Source organism: Shewanella violacea DSS12, assembly GCF_000091325.1.
Lineage (GTDB): Bacteria > Pseudomonadota > Gammaproteobacteria > Enterobacterales > Shewanellaceae > Shewanella > Shewanella violacea.
In genome coordinates this window covers 3580058-3601446 of the sequence record NC_014012.1, presented here as the reverse complement: position 1 = coordinate 3601446, position 21389 = coordinate 3580058, and the positions used below count along the sequence as shown (strand labels likewise).

General features: G+C 44.8%; 15 protein-coding genes and 12 tRNA genes. 26 read left to right on the top strand and 1 reads right to left on the bottom strand.

Annotated elements, in window-relative coordinates:
• The first annotated feature begins 37 nt into the window (after positions 1-37).
• From mazG to rpoS, 11 genes are all read left to right on the top strand, one after another.
• Positions 38-835, top strand: a complete 798-nt coding sequence (gene mazG, locus SVI_RS15020) for a nucleoside triphosphate pyrophosphohydrolase (protein WP_041420403.1) — start codon at positions 38-40, stop codon at positions 833-835.
• A 114-nt stretch (positions 836-949) separates the two neighbouring features.
• On the top strand, positions 950-2587 hold the full coding sequence (locus SVI_RS15015; protein WP_013052444.1) for a CTP synthase: 1638 nt from the start codon (positions 950-952) through the stop codon (positions 2585-2587).
• Between the two features lie 128 nt (positions 2588-2715).
• Positions 2716-4008: a phosphopyruvate hydratase gene (eno, locus tag SVI_RS15010; RefSeq protein WP_013052443.1), complete on the top strand. Its 1293-nt coding sequence runs from the start codon at positions 2716-2718 to the stop codon at positions 4006-4008.
• Positions 4009-4163: 155 nt separating this feature from the next.
• Positions 4164-4454 (top strand): cell division protein FtsB, encoded by a 291-nt coding sequence (ftsB, locus tag SVI_RS15005; RefSeq protein WP_013052442.1) that lies wholly within the window; start codon positions 4164-4166, stop codon positions 4452-4454.
• Positions 4455-4490: 36 nt separating this feature from the next.
• Positions 4491-5183 carry a 2-C-methyl-D-erythritol 4-phosphate cytidylyltransferase gene (ispD, locus tag SVI_RS15000; protein ID WP_013052441.1) on the top strand — a complete coding sequence of 231 codons (693 nt, stop codon included), beginning with the start codon at positions 4491-4493 and terminating at the stop codon, positions 5181-5183.
• 107 nt (positions 5184-5290) lie between these two features.
• On the top strand, positions 5291-5776 hold the full coding sequence (gene ispF, locus SVI_RS14995; RefSeq protein WP_013052440.1) for a 2-C-methyl-D-erythritol 2,4-cyclodiphosphate synthase: 486 nt from the start codon (positions 5291-5293) through the stop codon (positions 5774-5776).
• Between the two features lie 46 nt (positions 5777-5822).
• Positions 5823-6902 carry a tRNA pseudouridine(13) synthase TruD gene (gene truD, locus SVI_RS14990; RefSeq protein WP_041419999.1) on the top strand — a complete coding sequence of 360 codons (1080 nt, stop codon included), beginning with the start codon at positions 5823-5825 and terminating at the stop codon, positions 6900-6902.
• A 146-nt stretch (positions 6903-7048) separates the two neighbouring features.
• A complete protein-coding gene (gene surE, locus SVI_RS14985; protein WP_013052438.1) occupies positions 7049-7798 on the top strand; it encodes a 5'/3'-nucleotidase SurE in 750 nt (249 codons plus the stop codon).
• Positions 7795-8430 (top strand): protein-L-isoaspartate(D-aspartate) O-methyltransferase, encoded by a 636-nt coding sequence (locus SVI_RS14980; RefSeq protein ID WP_013052437.1) that lies wholly within the window; start codon positions 7795-7797, stop codon positions 8428-8430. The genes surE and SVI_RS14980 overlap by 4 nt, the downstream gene beginning before the upstream one ends.
• 98 nt (positions 8431-8528) lie before the next feature.
• Complete coding sequence (locus tag SVI_RS14975; protein ID WP_041420402.1) at positions 8529-9425, top strand: peptidoglycan DD-metalloendopeptidase family protein; 897 nt, start codon at positions 8529-8531, stop codon at positions 9423-9425.
• 76 nt (positions 9426-9501) lie between these two features.
• Positions 9502-10473 (top strand): RNA polymerase sigma factor RpoS, encoded by a 972-nt coding sequence (gene rpoS / locus SVI_RS14970; RefSeq protein ID WP_041419998.1) that lies wholly within the window; start codon positions 9502-9504, stop codon positions 10471-10473.
• 388 nt (positions 10474-10861) lie between these two features.
• On the opposite strand, the gene mutS is transcribed toward rpoS, so the two are convergent.
• Positions 10862-13429 (bottom strand): DNA mismatch repair protein MutS, encoded by a 2568-nt coding sequence (mutS, locus tag SVI_RS14965; protein WP_013052434.1) that lies wholly within the window; start codon positions 13427-13429, stop codon positions 10862-10864.
• Between the two features lie 349 nt (positions 13430-13778).
• On the opposite strand from mutS, the gene recA reads away from it, so the two are divergent.
• From recA to SVI_RS14885, 15 genes are all read left to right on the top strand, one after another.
• Positions 13779-14837, top strand: a complete 1059-nt coding sequence (recA, locus tag SVI_RS14960) for a recombinase RecA (protein ID WP_013052433.1) — start codon at positions 13779-13781, stop codon at positions 14835-14837.
• A gap of 748 nt (positions 14838-15585) precedes the next feature.
• Complete coding sequence (alaS, locus tag SVI_RS14955) at positions 15586-18210, top strand: alanine--tRNA ligase (protein WP_013052432.1); 2625 nt, start codon at positions 15586-15588, stop codon at positions 18208-18210.
• 595 nt (positions 18211-18805) lie between these two features.
• Positions 18806-19003 (top strand): carbon storage regulator CsrA, encoded by a 198-nt coding sequence (gene csrA, locus SVI_RS14950; protein WP_013052431.1) that lies wholly within the window; start codon positions 18806-18808, stop codon positions 19001-19003.
• A 248-nt stretch (positions 19004-19251) separates the two neighbouring features.
• Positions 19252-19343 (top strand) — tRNA-Ser (locus SVI_RS14945).
• Between the two features lie 21 nt (positions 19344-19364).
• A tRNA-Arg gene (locus tag SVI_RS14940) sits at positions 19365-19441 on the top strand.
• 34 nt (positions 19442-19475) lie between these two features.
• A tRNA-Arg gene (locus tag SVI_RS14935) sits at positions 19476-19552 on the top strand.
• 143 nt (positions 19553-19695) lie between these two features.
• Positions 19696-19772: transfer RNA gene (locus SVI_RS14930), tRNA-Arg, on the top strand.
• A gap of 83 nt (positions 19773-19855) precedes the next feature.
• A tRNA-Arg gene (locus tag SVI_RS14925) sits at positions 19856-19932 on the top strand.
• 22 nt (positions 19933-19954) lie between these two features.
• Positions 19955-20046: transfer RNA gene (locus SVI_RS14920), tRNA-Ser, on the top strand.
• A gap of 115 nt (positions 20047-20161) precedes the next feature.
• A tRNA-Arg gene (locus SVI_RS14915) sits at positions 20162-20238 on the top strand.
• A gap of 34 nt (positions 20239-20272) precedes the next feature.
• Positions 20273-20349 (top strand) — tRNA-Arg (locus SVI_RS14910).
• Between the two features lie 256 nt (positions 20350-20605).
• A tRNA-Arg gene (locus SVI_RS14900) sits at positions 20606-20682 on the top strand.
• An 83-nt stretch (positions 20683-20765) separates the two neighbouring features.
• Positions 20766-20842, top strand: a tRNA-Arg gene (locus SVI_RS14895).
• 22 nt (positions 20843-20864) lie between these two features.
• A tRNA-Ser gene (locus SVI_RS14890) sits at positions 20865-20956 on the top strand.
• A 115-nt stretch (positions 20957-21071) separates the two neighbouring features.
• A tRNA-Arg gene (locus SVI_RS14885) sits at positions 21072-21148 on the top strand.
• The last annotated feature ends 241 nt before the right edge of the window (positions 21149-21389 follow it).

The following is a 21389-nucleotide window of genomic DNA, read 5'->3' as shown; positions in this document are numbered from 1 at the left end:
TGCCGCCTTTTTACATTTGGTTTTATACGGGATTAAGATGAGAAACAGTGAAATTCAACCTCTTCTGGATGTGATGACTAAGCTTAGAGACCCTCAATCGGGTTGTCCCTGGGATCTGGCACAATCATTCAGCACCATAGTGCCCTTCACCTTAGAAGAGGCCTATGAAGTTGCCGATACCATAGAGCGCATGGCCCTAGACGAGCTTCCCGATGAGCTGGGTGACTTGTTATTTCAAGTGGTGTTCTATTGTCAGCTGGGTAAAGAGCAAGGCTTGTTCGATTTTGGCGATGTAGTAGAGAAAATATGCAACAAGCTTACCTCGAGACATCCCCATGTGTTCGGCTCTCTTAAAGAGGCGAGCGCCGAGCAAGTAAAGCAAAACTGGGAAACCATAAAAGCCAAAGAGCGCAGGGATAAATCCCTTTACTCAGTATTGGATAACATTCCCCTTGCCTTACCGGCACTAACACGCTCGGTGAAAATTCAGAAGCGTGTGGCGCGGGTGGGCTTCGACTGGGATGATCTCGGCCCTGTTGTAGATAAAATCCATGAGGAGATCGATGAAGTATTGCATGAGGTTAGGCAAGCCCCGCCGATAAAAGCCAAGATACAAGATGAGATGGGCGATCTGTTATTTGCCGTGACGAATCTAGCGCGTCACTTAGGAATTGAACCCGAACAGGCCCTGCGTCAGGCAAATGCAAAATTTGAACGTCGTTTCAGAGGTGTCGAAGCCTTAGCAAACGAAAGCGGTAAGTCGATGGAGGAGCACAGCTTAATTGAGCTTGACGGCTATTGGGACCAGGTGAAGCGTGAAGAAGTGTACAAATAGATAAAAATTATCGCTGAACTTGTTTGTCGTATCGCAGTAGTTTTGCTACAATTGCGCCCCGTCCTAGTGCTTTCTTACAAGCACATATTTCCAACTCATTTTCTCAGGTTCATAATGACAACAAGGTATATCTTCGTTACTGGTGGCGTGGTTTCATCACTAGGTAAAGGCATTGCAGCAGCATCGTTAGCGGCAATTTTAGAGGCTCGAGGCCTAAACGTAACCATTATGAAGCTAGATCCATATATTAACGTGGATCCAGGCACCATGAGCCCGACTCAGCACGGGGAAGTGTTTGTTACCGAGGACGGAGCAGAGACTGATCTGGATCTAGGTCATTATGAACGTTTCATTCGTACCAAGATGAATCGTCGTAATAACTTCACTACAGGCCGTATCTATGAAGAAGTCCTTCGTAAAGAGCGTCGTGGTGACTATTTAGGTGCGACCATTCAGGTTATTCCTCACATTACTAACGCCATCAAAGCAAGAGTTCTTGCCGGTGGTGAAGGTCATGATGTCGCTATCGTCGAGATTGGCGGCACGGTTGGTGATATCGAATCACTGCCATTCTTAGAATCTATTCGTCAGTTAGGTGTCGAACTGGGTCGTGATCGTACCCTGTTTATGCACCTGACTCTAGTGCCTTTCCTAGGCGCTGCAGGCGAGGTTAAGACTAAGCCTACACAACATTCGGTGAAAGAGTTACGTTCTATCGGTATTGCTCCAGATATTCTTATCTGTCGTGGTGATCGTGTGCTTCCTGCCAATGAGAGAGCGAAAATCTCACTCTTCTGTAATGTTGAAGAACGTGCGGTTATTTCACTTAAAGATGTTGATAGCATCTACAAAATTCCAGCTCTACTCAAGGCTCAAAGCCTAGATGATATTGTAGTTAAGCGCTTCGGTATCGAATGTAAAGAGGCCGACCTTCATGAGTGGGAGCAAGTAATCTACCAAGAAGCCAACCCTACTGGTGATGTCATTATCGGTATGGTGGGTAAATATATTGAACTGCCAGATGCCTATAAGTCTGTCAATGAGGCCTTGAAGCATGCGGGTCTGTTTAACCGAGTATCGGTTAAAATTAAGTATATTGATTCCCAGACCCTTGAAGCTAAGGGTGTCGAAGAGCTACAAGGCTTGGACGGCATCTTAGTGCCGGGTGGTTTCGGTGAGCGTGGCGTAGAAGGTAAGATACTGGCTGCCCAGTTTGCTCGCGAAAACAATGTGCCATATTTTGGTATCTGCCTAGGCATGCAGGTCGCATTAATCGAGTTTGCACGAAACGTAGCAGGCTTGGAAAATGCTCATTCTACTGAATTTAACAAGCAAACGCCGCATCCTGTCGTTGGCTTGATCACCGAGTGGATTAATGAAGATGGTGCTGTTGAAGAGCGTCATGAAACATCAGACCTTGGTGGAACAATGCGCTTGGGTGCACAGCTTTGTCACCTTTCAGAGGGAAGTAAGGCTGCTGAAGCTTACAAAAGTAACTCTTGTGTTGAGCGTCATCGTCATCGTTTCGAAGTGAACAACAAGTATAAAGAACGTTTAGCGAAAGCTGGCCTCATTTTCAGTGGTCTTTCCTCTGACCGCCAGCTTGTTGAAATGATCGAACTACCAAATCATCCTTGGTTTGTTGCCGGTCAATTCCATCCTGAATTTACATCGACCCCACGTGATGGGCAGCCATTATTTATTGGCTTTATTGCAGCAGCCAACGCGTATCAGAAACGCGACTTAGGCTAAATCAGTAACCTGAAGCCGCTTCCTAAACTAGGAAGCGGCTTTTTTGTTTCTGATGATGTAAATTTAGGTGAAAAAGTTTTAATTTTACTTTATTTTGATTTTATTTTTAAACTTAAACCGAGGAAATTATGGCTAAAATTATTAAAGTCATTGGTCGCGAAATCATGGATTCTCGTGGTAACCCAACTGTAGAAGCCGAAGTACATTTAGAAGGTGGCTTTCATGGTATGGCGGCAGCACCGTCAGGGGCATCTACAGGTAGTCGCGAAGCGTTAGAGCTACGTGATGGTGATAAGAGTCGTTACATGGGGAAGGGCGTGCTTAAAGCCGTTGCCAACATCAATGGCCCTATCCGTGATGCACTACTAGGTAAAGACGCTACGGCTCAAGCCGATCTTGATCAGATCATGATCGATGTCGATGGCACAGAGAACAAGGATAAGCTAGGCGCTAACGCGATCTTGGCTGTGTCTTTAGCTGCGGCCAAAGCGGCGGCGGCATTTAAAGGTGTACCTTTATATGCTCATATTGCCGACTTAAATGGTACTCCGGGCCAATACACTATGCCTGTGCCTATGATGAACATCATCAATGGCGGTGAGCATGCTGATAATAACGTCGACATTCAGGAATTCATGGTTCAGCCTGTTGGCGCTAAGAACTTTCGCGAAGCCTTACGTATGGGCGCTGAGATCTTCCATAACTTGAAGAAAGTACTTCAGGATAAGGGTTTGAACACGGCTGTCGGTGATGAAGGTGGTTTCGCTCCCGATTTGGCTTCAAACGCCGAAGCTCTGGCTGTGATCAAGGTTGCTGTCGAGAAAGCTGGCTACATATTAGGCGAAGATGTGACGCTTGCACTAGATTGTGCGGCTTCTGAATTCTATAAAGATGGCCAATATAATCTCGCTGGTGAAGGCAAAGTATTCAACGCTAATGGTTTCTCTGACTTCCTCAAAGAGCTGACTGAGCAATACCCTATCGCATCTATTGAAGATGGCTTAGACGAGTCAGATTGGGATGGTTGGGCATATCAGACTGAGATCTTAGGTGATAAGATCCAGTTAGTGGGTGACGATCTGTTTGTGACCAACACTAAGATCCTCAAGCGCGGTATCGATAACAAGATAGGTAACTCTATCCTTATCAAGTTTAACCAGATAGGTACGCTTACTGAGACCCTTGCGGCAATTCGTATGGCGAAAGAAGCGGGTTATACCGTGGTCATCTCTCATCGTAGTGGTGAGACTGAAGATTCGACTATCGCAGATCTTGCTGTCGGAACTTGTGCAGGGCAAATTAAGACTGGCTCTTTGAGTCGTTCAGATCGTATAGCCAAGTACAATCAGCTTCTTCGTATAGAAGAGCAGTTAGGCGAGAAAGCGCCTTATCTTGGTCGTAGCGAAATCAAGGGTCAATAATAATCAGCTTGCTGATTTATTCAAGATTCGAGATATGCTCTCGATAGAATGAGTCACTGAGCAAGATTAAATTGGCGCTAATTATGAAAAGGTCACCACTGGGTGGCCTTTTTTGTTGTATTATCTCGGCCGAGTGTCGAATAATTGGTATTACAATGAAACGTTTCCTATTTGTATTGATCGCTTTGTTAGGCGTACTCCAGTACCAGTTATGGTATGGCGTAAATAGTCTACCTGGATCGGTTCTACTTCGTGATCAGATAGCGGTTCAGCAAGAAGGCAATGCTAAGTTGGTCGCACGTAATCAAGTGTTACGTGAAGAGATAATCGATCTTCGTAGTGGCACCGAAGCATTAGAAGAGCGTGCCCGAAATGAACTGGGTATGGTAAAAAAGGGTGAAACATTTTTTCGTGTCGTGGGTGGCAGTCCAAAACCTGCGAACTGATAGTTCTCTTTATCTTAAACAGCAGAAATTTGATCCATGAATGATTCCCAACAAAAGATTGTCGCCATAGTCCCTGCTGCCGGTATAGGCAGCCGTATGGGAGCCGACGTACCTAAGCAGTACCTCAAAATAGCCGGCCAGTCTATTTTATCTTTAACCTTACAAGTTCTCCTCACTCATCCCAGAATCGACCGTGTGATCTTAGCGCTTCACCCACAAGACAGCTATTTCTCCTCTCTGCCTGAGGCCAAACACCCAAAATTGCTGACTGTAGTCGGTGGTGAAGAGCGTGCTAATTCAGTGCTATCTTGCTTGAATCGAGTCGATGAAGATTGTTGGGCTATGGTACATGATGCGGCTCGTCCCTGTTTAGCTCACAGTGATATCGATAAGCTTATCGACTCGCGAGTCTTATTTCCCCAGGGAGCCATCTTGGCTTCACCGGTTCGGGATACCATGAAAAGAGGGGATAAACAGGGAAGAATTGAACAGACAGTATGCCGTGAACAGCTATGGCATGCCCTCACTCCCCAATTGTTTCCTGTGATGTCCCTTAGGGAAAATTTATCCAAATCCTTAAAGGTAAAGGCGAACATTACCGATGAAGCTTCTGCCATGGAATGGGCCGGAATCGCACCGGGCCTAGTGACTGGTAGAGCCGATAATATTAAGATCACCCATCCGGATGATCTCCGATTGGCTGAACTTTTTTTAAGTCAGGGCGAATAGAATAACTTAGCTTGCTCATGGGCCCACGGAAACTGACCGGGAATGATCTCAAATTAGAATGAAGATTATTTCGGTGTGTTAATCGAATACGCTAAATGGAAAAAACAATGAATATACGCATAGGCCATGGTTTTGACGTACATAAATTTGGTGGTGATGCCCCATTATTGTTAGGTGGTGTGCATGTCCCCTACGAGTTAGGCTTAATTGCACACTCAGATGGCGATGTTGTGTTACACGCAATATCCGATGCTATCTTAGGCTCAGTCGCCTTAGGGGATATCGGCAAACACTTTCCCGATACCGATGAAGAATTCAAGGGAGCCGACAGTCGTCATCTTTTGCGCCATTGCTACAAGTTGGCAAGGGATAAAGGCTTCGAGCTTGGCAATTTGGATGTCACCATCATAGCTCAAGTACCCAAAATGGCGCCTCATATAGAAGCCATACGTGAAGTGCTAAGCCAAGACTTAGAGAGCAACATAGACAAGATCAATGTTAAGGCGACCACGACCGAGAAGCTAGGTTTTACAGGTCGTAAAGAAGGCATTGCCGTCGAAGCCGTCGTATTGGTAACTAAGATAGTCGTATAAGTTTTTCAAACAGACTCGATTGACCCAAATAGAGAATAGAGTGACCATGATAGAACTGCATTATTTACACGGTAAACCAGCATCTAAAGCCGACCTTCGTACGCAAAATAGCGATTTCATTGTGCAGGAAATATTGCCTTTTGGCCCCACTGGGGAGGGAGAGCACCACCTGCTGCATATACGTAAAGATGGGCTAAATACTGCCGATGTGGTTAAGATATTGTCTGGTTTTGCCCATGTTCATCCCAAAGAGGTGACCTATGCGGGTCAGAAGGATAAGAATGCGATCACTGAGCAATGGTTTGGTGTACGAATTCCCGGTAAAGATACGCCAGATTGGGCCAGCTTAAATTGCGAAGAACTGACTATCTTGTCTAGTCATCGTCACAGTAAAAAATTAAGGATTGGTGCCTTGGCCGGGAACCGCTTTAGTTTAACCTTGCGTAACGTCACCGATATGCCAGATGTTATTACTCGATTAGGGCTGATAAACGAGACCGGAGTGCCAAATTATTTCGGTGAGCAAAGGTTTGGTCATGATGGAAAAAATTTAATCTTCGGTCGACAGATGTTTACTGGGCGTAAGGTGAAAGACAGGAAAAAGCGCAGCATGTATCTGTCTTCTGTTCGCTCCTACCTATTCAATTACGTCACATCATTTAGATTGGCCGAACATGGTCTGGGTAAACTCGATGGCGATAGTGTGATGTTAGCGGGCAGTAGAAGCTATTTTGTTGCCGAGCAGTGGGATGACGCGTTACTGAAACGTCTGGATGAAAAAGATATCCAGTTATCTGCACCTATGTGGGGCAGGGGAGCGCCATTGCCTCAAGGCGATGCAGAAAAGTTCGAAACTAAGGTGTTAGCCGAATTTGATACTGACCGTGATGGATTAGAACATGCGGGATTAGAGCAAGAGCGTCGCCCCTTATTATTAGAGCCTCAACACTTATCTTATGAGGTTGAGGGAGACGATGTGATAGTGATCAAATTTGCCCTGCCCGCAGGTAGCTTCGCGACTTCAGTGCTGCGAGAAGTGTTTGATTATGAAGATGTCAAAGATCGTGAGTTTCGCCAGCGTCAAATAGAGCGACGTGAGCAAGAACAAGCACAAGCCGAGACATAGGCCTAGGCATAGATCTCGGTATGATCTAGACATAGTGCCTTGATTACTTAGCTTCTTCTCGGATGTAGCGCCTTAAGTTAACCTCGCCATCCGGTGATATTTTTAGCTTATTAAATTTTTAGATAATTATTTATAGCAGGTCAAGAATGATAAAGATCCTAGTAAGTAACGATGACGGTGTCACAGCTCCGGGAATTAAGGCGTTATCCAATGCATTATCTGTGTCTTATGAAGTAATGACCGTAGGACCTGATCGTAACTGTTCAGGAGCGAGTAATTCATTAACCTTGACTAACCCTTTACGAATTAATATCTTAAGTAATGGTTTTGTATCAGTAAGTGGAACGCCGACCGATAGTGTTCATCTCGCTATACGTGAGTTGTATGCAAATGAACCTGATATGGTGGTGGCGGGGATCAATGCCGGTGCCAATTTAGGCGATGATACCTTGTATTCAGGCACCGTAGCGGCAGCCATGGAGGGGCGTTTTCTAGGCTTACCAGCCGTTGCCGTTTCACTTGTGGGCTCAAAATTAGTGCATTTCGATACTGCCGCACATTTTGCTTGTCGTATCATTGCCGGTCTACTTAACAAACCTATTGCTCAGGATCAGATTTTAAATATCAATGTTCCTGATTTACCTATCGATGAGATCAAAGGGATCAAGGTCACTCGTTTAGGGGCAAGACACAGAGCCGAAGGTATGATTAAGGATCAAGACCCAGCGGGAAGGGATATCTATTGGTTGGGACCCCCTGGAGATGAGCAGGATGCCAGTGAAGGCACAGACTTTCATGCGGTGAATAATGGCTATGTATCAGTGACTCCTCTAACCGTAGACTTGACTGCTTTCGATAGAATTAAACCACTGCAAGAATGGATAGATAATATATGAATGGCGTTGCGACGACTTCAGCATTAAATTTAGCCAGAAGTTTACATGAGTCAGGGATAAAGAGTGAAAAGGTGTTGCGGGCGTTAGCCAATACCCCCAGAGAGCTCTTCCTGGATGCCGCTTTAGGGCATAAAGCCTATGAAAATACAGCTTTACCTATTGGACTCGGGCAGACAATTTCTCAGCCTTATATCGTTGCTAGAATGACCGAGCTACTGCTGGAACACAGTCCATCTAAGGTGTTGGAAATAGGTACGGGATCAGGGTATCAGGCAGCCATATTGGCTCAACTGGTATCTGAGCTTTGTACTGTCGAGCGGATCAAGAGTCTGCAGATCCAGGCACGTCAAAGATTAAAAAAGATCGATCTTCACAATATCTCATTTAAATACGGTGATGGTTGGAAAGGCTGGCCCAATAAAGGTCCATTCGATGCCATCATGGTAACGGCCGCGGCGAGTAGTATTCCAGAGGCGTTATTGACTCAGTTAGTCGATGGTGGGGTATTGGTTATCCCTGTTGGAGAGGAGTCCCAGCAACTTCTGAAAGTTATACGTAAGGGAGAATCTTTTACTTCAGAAGTAGTTGAAATGGTCCGCTTTGTACCTCTGGTAAACGGTGAGCTGGCTTAACTAGGCAAAGCTTGTCGTTTCGTTTCAGATATTTATTTGGTTTTATATCAGGCCGCTGTGCTGTCTTGTTGGGGATATTCTTGATTACTGGTTTGAAGATGAGTTGCAATTATCTATTTCTATTAGCGCTATGCATTTGCTTCGTAGGCTGTAGTTTTCAGTCGGATAGACCCGCTCCCGTGGTTAATGTCACGACACCCGTCACGGCTAGCTATAATAAAGGCTCATTAAAATCCAATTCTTATCTCGTTAAGAAAGGGGATACTCTCTATTCTATTGCCTGGGCATCAAACAATGACTTTGTTGATTTAGCTAAGAAAAACAAGCTAAAAAGACCATTTATTATTTATCCTGGACAGAAGCTAAATCTTAATTTGACACTTACTGTTACAAATAGCCAAACGGCTAAAACAGTGTCCCCACCCCCATCTAAAGTCGTATCTACCAAGCCTAAAGAGGTTGTAAAACATACACATACCCCTGTGGTGGTGGCAAGTAAACCCCATAAAGTGCATGAAAAGAAACCTCTTGATCCGGTCAAAGACTCTGCGTATTCTGTAACGACTAGTCAACAAGTTGTTAACAAGCCTATCCACAGGCCGACGAGTCAGCTTCCAGCTAAAGTGAGCAAGTGGTTCTGGCCCGTGAGAGGTAAGTTGATTGGACGATTCTCTGCTAACGAGCAAGGAAACAAAGGTATTAAGATCGCAGGCAAACGAGGTGATATAATTAAGTCTGCAGCCGATGGTCGTGTAGTTTATGCGGGCAGTGCCCTTAGAGGGTATGGAAATTTAGTCATCATTAAACATAGTGACAATTTTCTCAGCGCCTATGCACATGCCGACAAGATCTTAGTCAAAGAAAAACAGTTTGTCTCTGTTGGACAAACGCTCGCAACAATGGGTAATACGGGTACCGATCGGGTCATGTTACATTTTGAAATCCGATATCACGGGAAATCTGTTGACCCACTTAAATATTTACCTAAACAATGATGGTTTAGGAGCCAGTTTGGCATTTGGAGGATAGTAAAGTGCAGTAATTTAAATTGAAAATTTGGGAGATCATTTTATGGGTCGTAGAATCAGTACCGCAATAGCGGAGCCGTTGGTGGACTTGTCAAAAAACGAGTCTAAAACACAAACAAAAAAAGGAAAAAAGTTACAAGAAGCAGAGCTTGAACAGCAGGTTCAGGATGATCTACAGAAAAATCTGGATGCAACTCAGTTGTATTTAGGCGAGATTGGTTTTTCCCCTTTGCTGAGCGCAGAAGAGGAAGTGTATTTTTCTCGTAAATCGTTAAAAGGCTGTGGTAAGTCACGTAACCGCATGATTGAAAGCAATCTTAGACTCGTTGTTAAGATAGCTCGTCGCTATAACAACCGTGGACTCGCATTGCTTGATCTTATTGAAGAGGGCAATTTAGGCTTGATCCGAGCGGTCGAGAAATTTGATCCTGAAAGAGGCTTCAGATTTTCTACCTATGCGACTTGGTGGATTAGACAAACCATCGAACGCGCCATCATGAATCAAACCAGAACTATTCGTTTGCCTATCCATGTAGTTAAAGAACTCAATGTATATTTGCGTACAGCAAGAGAACTAGCACACAAGTTAGATCATGAACCTACTGCGGAAGAGATCGCAGCTAAATTGGATCTGCCTAGCTCTGATGTTAGTCGCATGTTGAAACTTAATGAAAGGATCACTTCGGTTGATACGCCATTAGGTGGAGACAATGACAAAGCCTTGCTCGATGTACTTGCCGCTGATGACAGTGTCGGTCCTGATTACAAAGTTCAAGACGAAGATATGTCAAAGTCTGTGGTTAAGTGGCTCGATGAACTCAATACCAAACAAAGAGAAGTGCTAGCACGCCGTTTTGGTTTGTTGGGGTATGAGCCATCTACCCTAGAGAATGTGGGTAAAGAGATAGGGCTAACGCGGGAGCGTGTACGTCAGATTCAAGTTGAAGCTTTAAAACGTCTTAAAGACTTACTCGGTGCCCAGGGCTTATCGGTAGAGGCCATCTTTAAGAGTTAGTTGTCACTTTTTGATTGTTAATCTCAGAGTAAAGGTAAAGGCTAGCCTCACGCATTATGATAATGAAAGTATTTATTTGAGGAAGCCTGATTATCTTTGGGATGACAATTTCTATTGATGCATTCGTGATTAGATTTTTAAGTTAAGGCCAGAATCTAGACTTAGCAATTAGCTTTAGTTTATAGACTGAGTTAATGGACTGAGCTAATAGTCTTAACCAATAGTGGTAAGCATCACATATCAATATTACTACAAAAAAAGCGCACTTTTTAGTGCGCTTTTTGTATAGGGACTCTTGTAAAGAAAGGCTTATCCCACTCTTTCTTTTTAGAGTCCATGGCTAAAGATGCCCCTTACACCTTCAGACATCTCCTTCATCGCCATATTCCTAAGTCAGTTGTTTGAGCCTGTACAATATCTCTAAGGCTTGTTTCGGGCTGAGGTCATCAGGGTTAATACTTTGGAGAGCATCTTCCACTTGCGATATTTTTTGCTCAGGAAAGACCATAGTTTGCTGCGATGGCTCATGGTTGGCGTCCTTGCTATCACGGCTCTCTAAGTGATGCAGTTTATGTTTTGCTGCTGCTATGACTCTAGCGGGTACTCCAGCTAGAGCGGCAACCTGCAAGCCGTAGCTCTTACTTGCGGCGCCTTCTTGTACCGCATGCATGAAGACTATGGTATCTCCATGTTCTATGGCATCAAGATGGACATTTTCTACATTGTCGATGAGATCAGGTAGCTGAGTGAGCTCGAAATAGTGGGTTGCAAACAGTGTCATGGCTCCTATTTTCTCTGCCAGGTATTCGGCAGCGGACCAGGCCAGTGATAGTCCATCGTATGTGGATGTTCCTCGACCAATTTCATCCATTAATACCAGACTTTGAGTCGTGGCATTATGAAGAATATTTGCTGTTTCTGTCATTTCGACCATGAAGGTTGAGCGGCCAGAAGCGAGATCATCCGATGCACCTATTCGAGTAAAAATGCGATCCACTGGACCTATGACAGCCTCTTGGGCCGGAACATAGGAGCCAATGTGCGCCATAAGGGTGATTAAGGCAACTTGCCTCATATAGGTAGACTTACCGCCCATGTTTGGCCCAGTGACGATTAGCATTTTTCGTGTCGAATTTAAGGTCACGGGATTGGCGATGAAGGGGCTTTGACTCACTTGCTCAACCACAGGATGACGGCCCGATTCTATATGTATACCTGAGATGTCAGTGAGTGTCGGGCAGCGATAGTTCAGGGTCTCGGCGCGCTCGGCAAAATTGCTAATGACATCCAGCTCTGCTGCGCCCTGAGCGAATAGTTGTAACTCATGAAGTTTTGGTAAAATAAGATCGAATAACTGCTCCCAAAGTTGCTTTTCCAGTGCCAGAGCCTTGCCTTGACTGGAGAGTACCTTCTCTTCATGTTCTTTCAATTCGGCAACTATGTAACGTTCGGTATTCTTTAGGGTCTGTCTGCGCTGATAACTCAGAGGCACAAGATCAGATTCCCGGCGACTGACTTCGATATAGTAACCGTGAACTCGGTTATAGCCGACTTTAAGGGTAGAGATACCGGTTGACTCTTTCTCGCGAGCCTCTAATTCTTTAAGGTAATCCGTTGCCCCCTTGCTCAAGGCGCGCCACTGATCAAGCTCCTCATTGTAACCATCTCTTAGGACTCCACCATCGCGGATTAGCATAGGTGGATTATCTATAATTGCCCTGTCGAGCAGAGCGAGTTCATCGGGGAATTCACTCATAATCGTCGCTAGACGTTTGAGATGTGGTGACTGGCAACTGGCGAGAAGTTGCTGAATCTCTGGCAGTACTGATAATGCCTGTTTTAGGCGAGAAAAATCCCTGGGTCTGGCACTTCTCAGTGCGAGTCTGGCGGTGATTCGTTCTATATCACCTAGTGCTTTTAAATGTGGAGTCAGGTTGTCAAACAGGCCGCTGTCGAGCAACTCGGTGAGGGCACCTAAACGAGATTCTATTTGTTGGCGATCTCTCAAAGGTTCGTGGAGCCAGCGCTGCAACATGCGACTGCCCATAGGGGTTGTCGTATTATCTAATATCGCAGATAGGGTATTTTCACGTCCACCTTGTAGGTTGATTGTCAGCTCTAAGTTTCTTCTTGTGGCGGCATCGAGCACGATACTGTCGTCTTGATTGAATCGTACGATAGAGTTGATGTGGGGCAGGGCAGTTCTTTGAGTATCTTTAACATACTGCATCAGGCAACCAGCCGCCTGCAGCGATAAACGCGCATTTTCCAGGCCGAAACCACGTAGATCTTTGGTCTTAAATTGATCTAAAAGGAGTTTACGGGAAGTGTCGAAATCGAATTCCCATTCCGGGCGTCTGCGCTTGCCATTGAATCTTGTGATCAGGGACATCTCGCTGAAGTCTTCACTATAGAGTAACTCGGCTGGACTAGTACGTTGTAGCTCAGCCTCTAATGCTTCTCTGCTCTCCAATTCACTGACCACGAAACGGCCAGAGCTTAAGTCTAAGGTGGCATAACCAAAGCCTGCCTTACCATGATATACAGCAGCAAGCAGGTTATCTTGCCTCTCTTGCAGTAAGGCTTCGTCGGTCAAGGTTCCTGGTGTGACGAGACGAACGACCTTGCGTTCAACCGGCCCCTTAGAGGTGGCTGGATCGCCGATCTGTTCACAGATGGCGACAGAGACCCTAAGTTGAACCAGCTTGGCGAGATAACCTTCGACTGCGTGATAGGGCAGTCCAGCCATAGGGATTGGATCGCCACCACTCTTGCCACGTGCGGTGAGTGAAATGCCTAAGAGTTCAGATGCTCTCTTTGCATCGTCATAGAAGAGCTCGTAGAAGTCACCCATACGGTAAAATAATAACATTTCAGGGTTTTCGGCCTTGAGCGTCAAGTATTGACGCATCATAGGTGTGTGTTTTTCTAGGTTTTGGGTGTCGATTGGATTCATCTACAGCTCGTTTCTTCTATGAGGTATTGAACAGGCAAGATGCTCCATCGGAGCAGCCTTAAAATATGTCGCCAATATTAACAATTTTTTGAGTCAGTTGCGTGTTTAAAAAATAAATAGTCAGATTGAATTTTTCTTCGTTAACAAGTGCTTCTAATTGAGTAAATATGGCTAGAAAAAAATAATCATCAACAGTACTTGATACTGTATGATTGTACAGTATACTAGTTGCATATTGAGGCCCCTATTCGAGCAGGATAAAGTTTTCTTAGCTCAAATAACGGAGTTGTCACAAGTTTATATCGGCGTTGTTGCCGTGACTTAGATTATGCACGAAGAGGATATCGGAATGAAGATTGATGCGAACAAAGAGAAAGCACTGAATGCCGTTTTAAGTCAGATCGAGAAACAGTTCGGTAAAGGCTCTATCATGAAACTGGGCGAGAACCGCTCGATGGATGTTGAGACCATCTCTACGGGATCACTTTCTTTAGATGTAGCACTGGGTGCCGGCGGACTTCCTTTAGGACGTATCGTTGAGATTTATGGACCAGAATCTTCTGGTAAGACAACACTGACCCTAGAGGTCATTGCTGCTGCACAACGCCAAGGTAGAGTGTGTGCCTTTATCGATGCAGAGCATGCCTTAGACCCTATATATGCTAAAAAGCTAGGTGTAGATATTGATAACCTACTTTGTTCTCAACCAGATACGGGTGAGCAAGCGTTAGAGATTTGTGATGCCTTGACTCGTTCAGGTGCTGTTGATGTCATCGTTGTCGATTCGGTTGCGGCTTTAACGCCGAAAGCTGAGATTGAAGGTGAAATTGGTGATTCACATATGGGACTTGCTGCTCGTATGATGAGCCAGGCGATGCGTAAGCTCGCTGGTAACCTGAAGCAAACCAATACCATGCTTATCTTTATCAACCAGATCCGTATGAAGATTGGTGTCATGTTCGGTAACCCTGAAACCACCACAGGTGGTAACGCACTTAAGTTTTATGCTTCTGTTCGCCTCGATATTCGCCGTATCGGTGCAATCAAAGATCGTGACGAAGTTATCGGTAACGAGACTCGCGTTAAAGTGGTTAAGAACAAGATCGCAGCACCATTTAAACAGGCGGAATTCCAAATTCTTTATGGCAAAGGCATCAACCGTACGGGTGAACTCGTCGACCTTGGTGTGATACATAAATTAGTAGAGAAAGCGGGTGCTTGGTACAGCTATAAAGGCAATAAAATAGGCCAGGGCCGTGCAAATGCAGGTAAGTACTTAACTGAACATCCTGAAATTTCTGCTGAAATCGAAACTACACTGCGTGGTATGTTACTCGCATCTCCCGATGCGGCTGAGTCAGCTGCAGGTGATGAGAATGTTGACCTCGAGACTGGTGAAGTATTCTAGAGAAGAGTTTATTCTCAAGGGATAGAATATAAGTAACTCGGTGGGCTATTTGGCCCACTAGATCGCGGTTTCGCAACTAGCGTGCCGCGATTATTATCTGCATATGAATAAGGGCCATGGGTACCAGTCACCACTCACAATATATCAATACAGATGATGGCGAAGAAGGTTTCGCTTAAGTTCAAATTGCCTCACACTGGAATACTATTGCTTTAACGATCAATCATGTTCATCCGCTATTAAAGCCATATTTTTCACACTCTATCTTCATTTCGTGCAATACCCCCCCTAAAACTCTGGTTATTATACCAATCGCTATAAAGGTGTGGTCACTCAGCGAGAGTTTAGCGCTTCAGAGGCAAGGTCATTAATTGCTCCTGCATAAATGACATTCACAACATCCATGTTGCTAGCAACGAGTGAGGAACATAGTTATTCTACGTTTAAGCTCGTTAACGCCGTATCGGAAGTGCAAAAACTCGCCTTCAGGAGTGTTTTTGGCAGCCTACTTCTGTGTTGAATGAGTTCAAAAGGGATCACCATTGCCTCACTCTTTCGCCTTGAATTAAGCAGCCAAAAATAACTCTGAGTTGACCACCTTCTTATACCGATTGGTATTATTCTTTAGACTGCTTATAATACGCCTCAAAATAGCGCAAGTGTGTGTTGAATAACGATTGTCGATTCGATTAACTAATCGTCCAACACAGTGCCAATAATTTAAGTAATCTCAATTCAGGGTGATTTCATGTATCAAACCACTGCAGCACTAAGAACTGCTTTCTTGGAGTATTTCCACAAAAATGGTCATCAGGTTGTGGACAGCAGTTCACTGGTCCCTGTTAATGATCCTACTTTGCTCTTTACCAACGCGGGTATGAACCAGTTTAAAGACGTATTTCTGGGTGAAGATAAGCGTAATTACACTCGTGCTACCTCGTCTCAGCGCTGTGTACGCGCCGGCGGTAAACATAATGATTTAGACAACGTAGGTTACACTGCACGTCATCATACTTTCTTTGAGATGTTAGGTAATTTTAGCTTTGGTGATTATTTTAAGCGTGAAGCGATCACATATGCGTGGAACTTCCTGACACAAGAGTTAAAAATCCCTAAAGAACGTCTGTGCGTCACCATCTATGAGACTGATAACGAAGCCTATGATATTTGGACTAAAGAGATAGGTGTTTCGGAGGATAACCTGATCCGCATAGGGGATAACAAAGGTGCCCCTTACGCGTCGGATAACTTCTGGCAGATGGGAGACACGGGTCCTTGTGGTCCATGTTCTGAAATTTTCTATGATCACGGCGAACATATCTGGGGTGGTCGCCCTGGTACGCCAGAAGAAGATGGTGATAGATTTATCGAGATCTGGAACATAGTCTTCATGCAATACAACCGTCAGTCCAATGGTGACATGCTGGCGCTTCCTAAGCCTTCTGTCGACACAGGCATGGGAATTGAGCGTATTGCGGCCATCATGCAAGGCGTTCACTCTAACTATGAAATTGATATTTTCCAGGCCTTGATCAAGAAAACTGCCGAAATATTAGCTGTTACCGACTTAGAAAATAAATCCTTAAGAGTTATCTCAGATCATATTCGTTCATGTGCATTCTTAATTGCTGATGGTGTTATGCCATCTAACGAAGGTCGAGGTTATGTACTTCGTCGCATCATACGTCGTGCGGTACGTCATGGTAATAAGTTAGGTGCAACGGATTCCTTCTTCTATAAGTTAGTGCCAACCTTAATCCTGGTTATGGGCGACGCAGCTAAGGGCTTAGTAGAAACTCAAGACATAGTGGTTAAATCATTGAAGGCCGAAGAGGAACAGTTTGCTCGTACTCTTGAGCGTGGTCTAGGGATCTTAGACGGCGCCCTTAACGCCCTTACAGGGAAAGTTCTCGATGGCGAGACGGCTTTCAAACTCTATGATACCTATGGTTTCCCGGTGGATCTGACTGCTGATGTTTGTCGTGAACGCGAAATAACCGTAGATGAAGCAGGTTTTGAACTTGCTATGTCAGAGCAAAGAAAACGTGCACAAGCGGCGGGTCAGTTCGCGACCGATTACAACGATTCACTAAAGATTGATGAAGAGACTGAGTTTTCAGGTTATTTGGATCTCGTTTCGAATGCCAAAATTACTGCCATATATAAAGAAGGCGAATCTGTTACTGAGATAAACGCCGGCGAAGAGGCCGTTGTTGTGCTCGATACCACACCTTTTTATGGTGAGTCTGGCGGTCAAAGCGGTGATAGCGGTACCTTAAGTGCGGCTGGATTCGACTTTATCGTCAAAGATACCCAAAAATATGGTCAAGCAATCGGTCATATTGGCACCTTGAAGACGGGAAGTTTGTCCCTTGGTCAGTCCCTGGAGGCTAGTGTCGATAAGGCGCTGCGTCAGCGCACCGAGCTTAACCATTCAGTGACTCACTTGCTTCATGCTGCGCTACGTCAGTTACTCGGTACACATGTGAGCCAGAAAGGTTCCTTGGTCGACCCTGAACGTTTACGCTTCGATTTCTCGCATTTTGAAGGGGTTAAGCCCGAAGAGCTGCAAGCCGTTGAAGACTTAGTTAATACCCAGATCCGTTGCAATCATGAATTGACAGCCCAAGTCATGACTATCGATGCGGCAAAAGATAAGGGTGCAATGGCCCTGTTCGGCGAGAAGTATGCCGATGAAGTCCGTGTCGTTACCATGGGAGACTTCTCAATCGAACTCTGTGGTGGTACTCATGTAGGACGTACCGGTGATATAGGTTTGTTTAAAATTACCTCTGAAGCTGGTATTGCGGCGGGTATACGCCGTATCGAAGCTGTGACTGGTGCCGCAGCAATGGCCTATGTGGCTGGTCAAAAATCTGAGTTAGATAAAGCTGCCAAGTTACTCAAGGCAGATGCTGGCTCTGTTGTGACTAAGCTTAAGGCGCAGCTGGATCGTACGAAACAGCTTGAGAAAGAGTTATCTCAGCTAAAGGATAAGCTTGCAGCTGCAACAAGTGCAGACTTAGCCGGTGAAGCTCAAGAGATTAACGGCGTTAAAGTTTTAATTAAGAAGCTCGATGGCGTCGAGCCTGGTGCGTTAAGAGGACTGCTGGACGAGTTAAAGCAAAAGCTAGGTTCAGGTATTGTAGTACTGGGTATTGCAGGTGACGCTAAGGTTAACTTGATTGTAGGTGTGACTAAAGATCTGACCTCGAAAGTGAAGGCTGGTGAGTTGGTGGCTAATATCGCGGCTCAGGTTGGTGGTAAAGGTGGCGGACGCCCTGATATGGCTCAAGCTGGCGGAAGTAAGCCGGAGAACTTAGATGCTGCCCTCAATCAAGTGGCATCCTGGTTACAGGAACGCTTGGCATAAGTTAAGACCTTAGCTAAAGCTTATGAAGCTATTAATCCACACGTGAGGCGATAGTTTTAAATATCTGACCTAACGTAAGTAAAAGGCGCTATATGTATATAGCGCCTTTTTTAATACTCTCTAGCAGGCTTTATAGCCTCTAGTCGTGACTATCTAGTGGACAGAGGTGAGAAGAATATCTATTGTGAATAAAATTTGGATAAAAAATACGTTTTGAGTTTGATTGGCTGAAAGCTTAACCGTGAAGTTATCCAGTTAGCAGTGAACTTAATTAAGCGATTGGTGCAAACTTTGTTATGGTCAATCGGTAAGTGTTAACCTCGTGTGCTTATGTGGGGTGCGTATCCTTGGTGGGGAAGGTGATTTAATGTTCATTTAACTCCCATGGTTTAATACGAGTTACCCGCTGGACTCAAGGTTCTAGCTTTATAGAGCGCTGTTCGAGGACTAGATCACGTTTTTGACTTAAATTAAGTGTATTTGTATCGTGGTTTTGCACTTGGGTACTATTAATTTGTACTAAGCTAACCTTATAATAAGCATATAACGGAATGATATCGTATAAAGCTAAATTTAGAACTAAAGGAGTAAACGAATGCTGATATTGACTCGTCGTGTTGGTGAAACACTGATGATTGGTGACGAAGTGACTGTCACTGTTTTAGGCGTTAAGGGTAATCAAGTGCGCATCGGTGTTAATGCACCTAAAGAAGTATCTGTGCATCGTGAAGAAATTTATCAGCGTATTCAGTCTGAAAAATTAGGCAATGGGTCAGAAGGCGGAAATTTCTAGCCTTAAATGTCTTAAGAGTTATCTCTTAAATAGAAGAGTCAGTTTTTAACTGGCTTTTTTTGTTTCTGGCTTTTAGTTTTGTCTGAGTGTTATTTTTTCTATTAACGTTTTTATTGTTTTAATGCGGTTATTTATACAGAGTTTGTTTGATATCTGATAGATCTGTTTAAAAACAGCTCAAACAGAAATCCTTTCTAAGAAATGGTTTGACTTATTTTCGTCAAACAGTAATATGTGCGCCAAGAAACGGAGAGGTGGCCGAGTGGCCGAAGGCGCTCCCCTGCTAAGGGAGTATGGGCTTTAAATCCCATCGAGGGTTCGAATCCCTCCTTCTCCGCCATTTCTTACTTGCAAATACGATGCGGATGTAGCTCAGCTGGATAGAGTACCTGGCTACGAACCAGGCGGTCGGAGGTTCGACTCCTCCCATCCGCACCATTTTGTAAGATGACGGGAAATATTGAAACGCGTTGCGGATGTAGCTCAGCTGGATAGAGTACCTGGCTACGAACCAGGCGGTCGGAGGTTCGACTCCTCCCATCCGCACCATTCAATATAATGTAAAAGTAGTAAAGTTTTATTTGTGCGAATCTAGTTTGGCTGGATAGAGTATTGGCTACGAACCAAGTGTTTGTAGGTTCGACTCTTCCGATTCGCACCATGTAATCTAAAAGTAGTAAAGTTTTATTTGTGCGGATGTAGCTCAGCTGGATAGAGTACCTGGCTACGAACCAGGCGGTCGGAGGTTCGACTCCTCCCATCCGCACCATATTAAATATCTAGTTGATTTATCGACTGGAATAATTAATTTTTCATTCTTGTTTGATTGAGAAATTAAGTAAAACGAGATTTGCGGATGTAGCTCAGCTGGATAGAGTACCTGGCTACGAACCAGGCGGTCGGAGGTTCGACTCCTCCCATCCGCACCATTTACTCGTTTGTGTGATTTTCGGAGAGGTGGCCGAGTGGCCGAAGGCGCTCCCCTGCTAAGGGAGTATGGGCTTTAAATCCCATCGAGGGTTCGAATCCCTCCTTCTCCGCCATTACAAATAAGCCCGTAGACAACGTCTTCGGGCTTTTTTGTCCCTTACCTAATCTCTTGATATTTAGGTAAGTTGGGATAGTGTTATCTGTTAAGGTAACATGAGTACAAAATATGCGGATGTAGCTCAGCTGGATAGAGTACCTGGCTACGAACCAGGCGGTCGGAGGTTCGACTCCTCCCATCCGCACCATTTTGTAAGATGACGAAAAATATTGAAACGCGTTGCGGATGTAGCTCAGCTGGATAGAGTACCTGGCTACGAACCAGGCGGTCGGAGGTTCGACTCCTCCCATCCGCACCATTCAATATAATGTTAAAGCAGCAAAGTTTTATTTGTGCGGATCTAGTTCAGCTAGATAGAGTATCTGGCTACGAACCAAGCGTTTGTAAGTTCGGCTCTTACCATTCGCACCATGTAATCTAAAAGTAGTAAAGTTTTATTTGTGCGGATCTAGTTCAGCTGGATAGAGTACTGGCTACGAACCAAGTGTTTGTAGGTTCGACTCTTCCCATTGACACCAATCAATATAATGTAAAAGTAGTAAAGTTTTATTTGTGCGGATGTAGCTCAGCTGGATAGAGTACCTGGCTACGAACCAGGCGGTCGGAGGTTCGACTCCTCCCATCCGCACCATATTAAATATCTAGTTGATTTATCGACTGGAATAATTAATTTTTCATTCTTGTTTGATTGAGAAATTAAGTAAAACGAGATTTGCGGATGTAGCTCAGCTGGATAGAGTACCTGGCTACGAACCAGGCGGTCGGAGGTTCGACTCCTCCCATCCGCACCATTTACTCGTTTGTGTGATTTTCGGAGAGGTGGCCGAGTGGCCGAAGGCGCTCCCCTGCTAAGGGAGTATGGGCTTTAAATCCCATCGAGGGTTCGAATCCCTCCTTCTCCGCCATTACAAATAAGCCCGTAGACAACGTCTTCGGGCTTTTTTGTCCCTTACCTAATCTCTTGATATTTAGGTAAGTTGGGATAGTGTTATCTGTTAAGGTAACATGAGTACAAAATATGCGGATGTAGCTCAGCTGGATAGAGTACCTGGCTACGAACCAGGCGGTCGGAGGTTCGACTCCTCCCATCCGCACCATTTTGTAAAATGACGAAAAATATTGAAACGCGTTGCGGATCTAGCTCAGCTGGATAGAGTATCTGGCTACGAACCAAGTGTTTGTAGGTTCGGCTCTTACCATTCGCACCATGTAATCTAAAAGTAGAAAAGTTATATTTGTGCGGATCTAGTTCAGCTAGATAGAGTATCTGGCTACGAACCAAGCGTTTGTAAGTTCGGCTCTTACCATTCGCACTAATCAATATAATGTAAAAGTAGT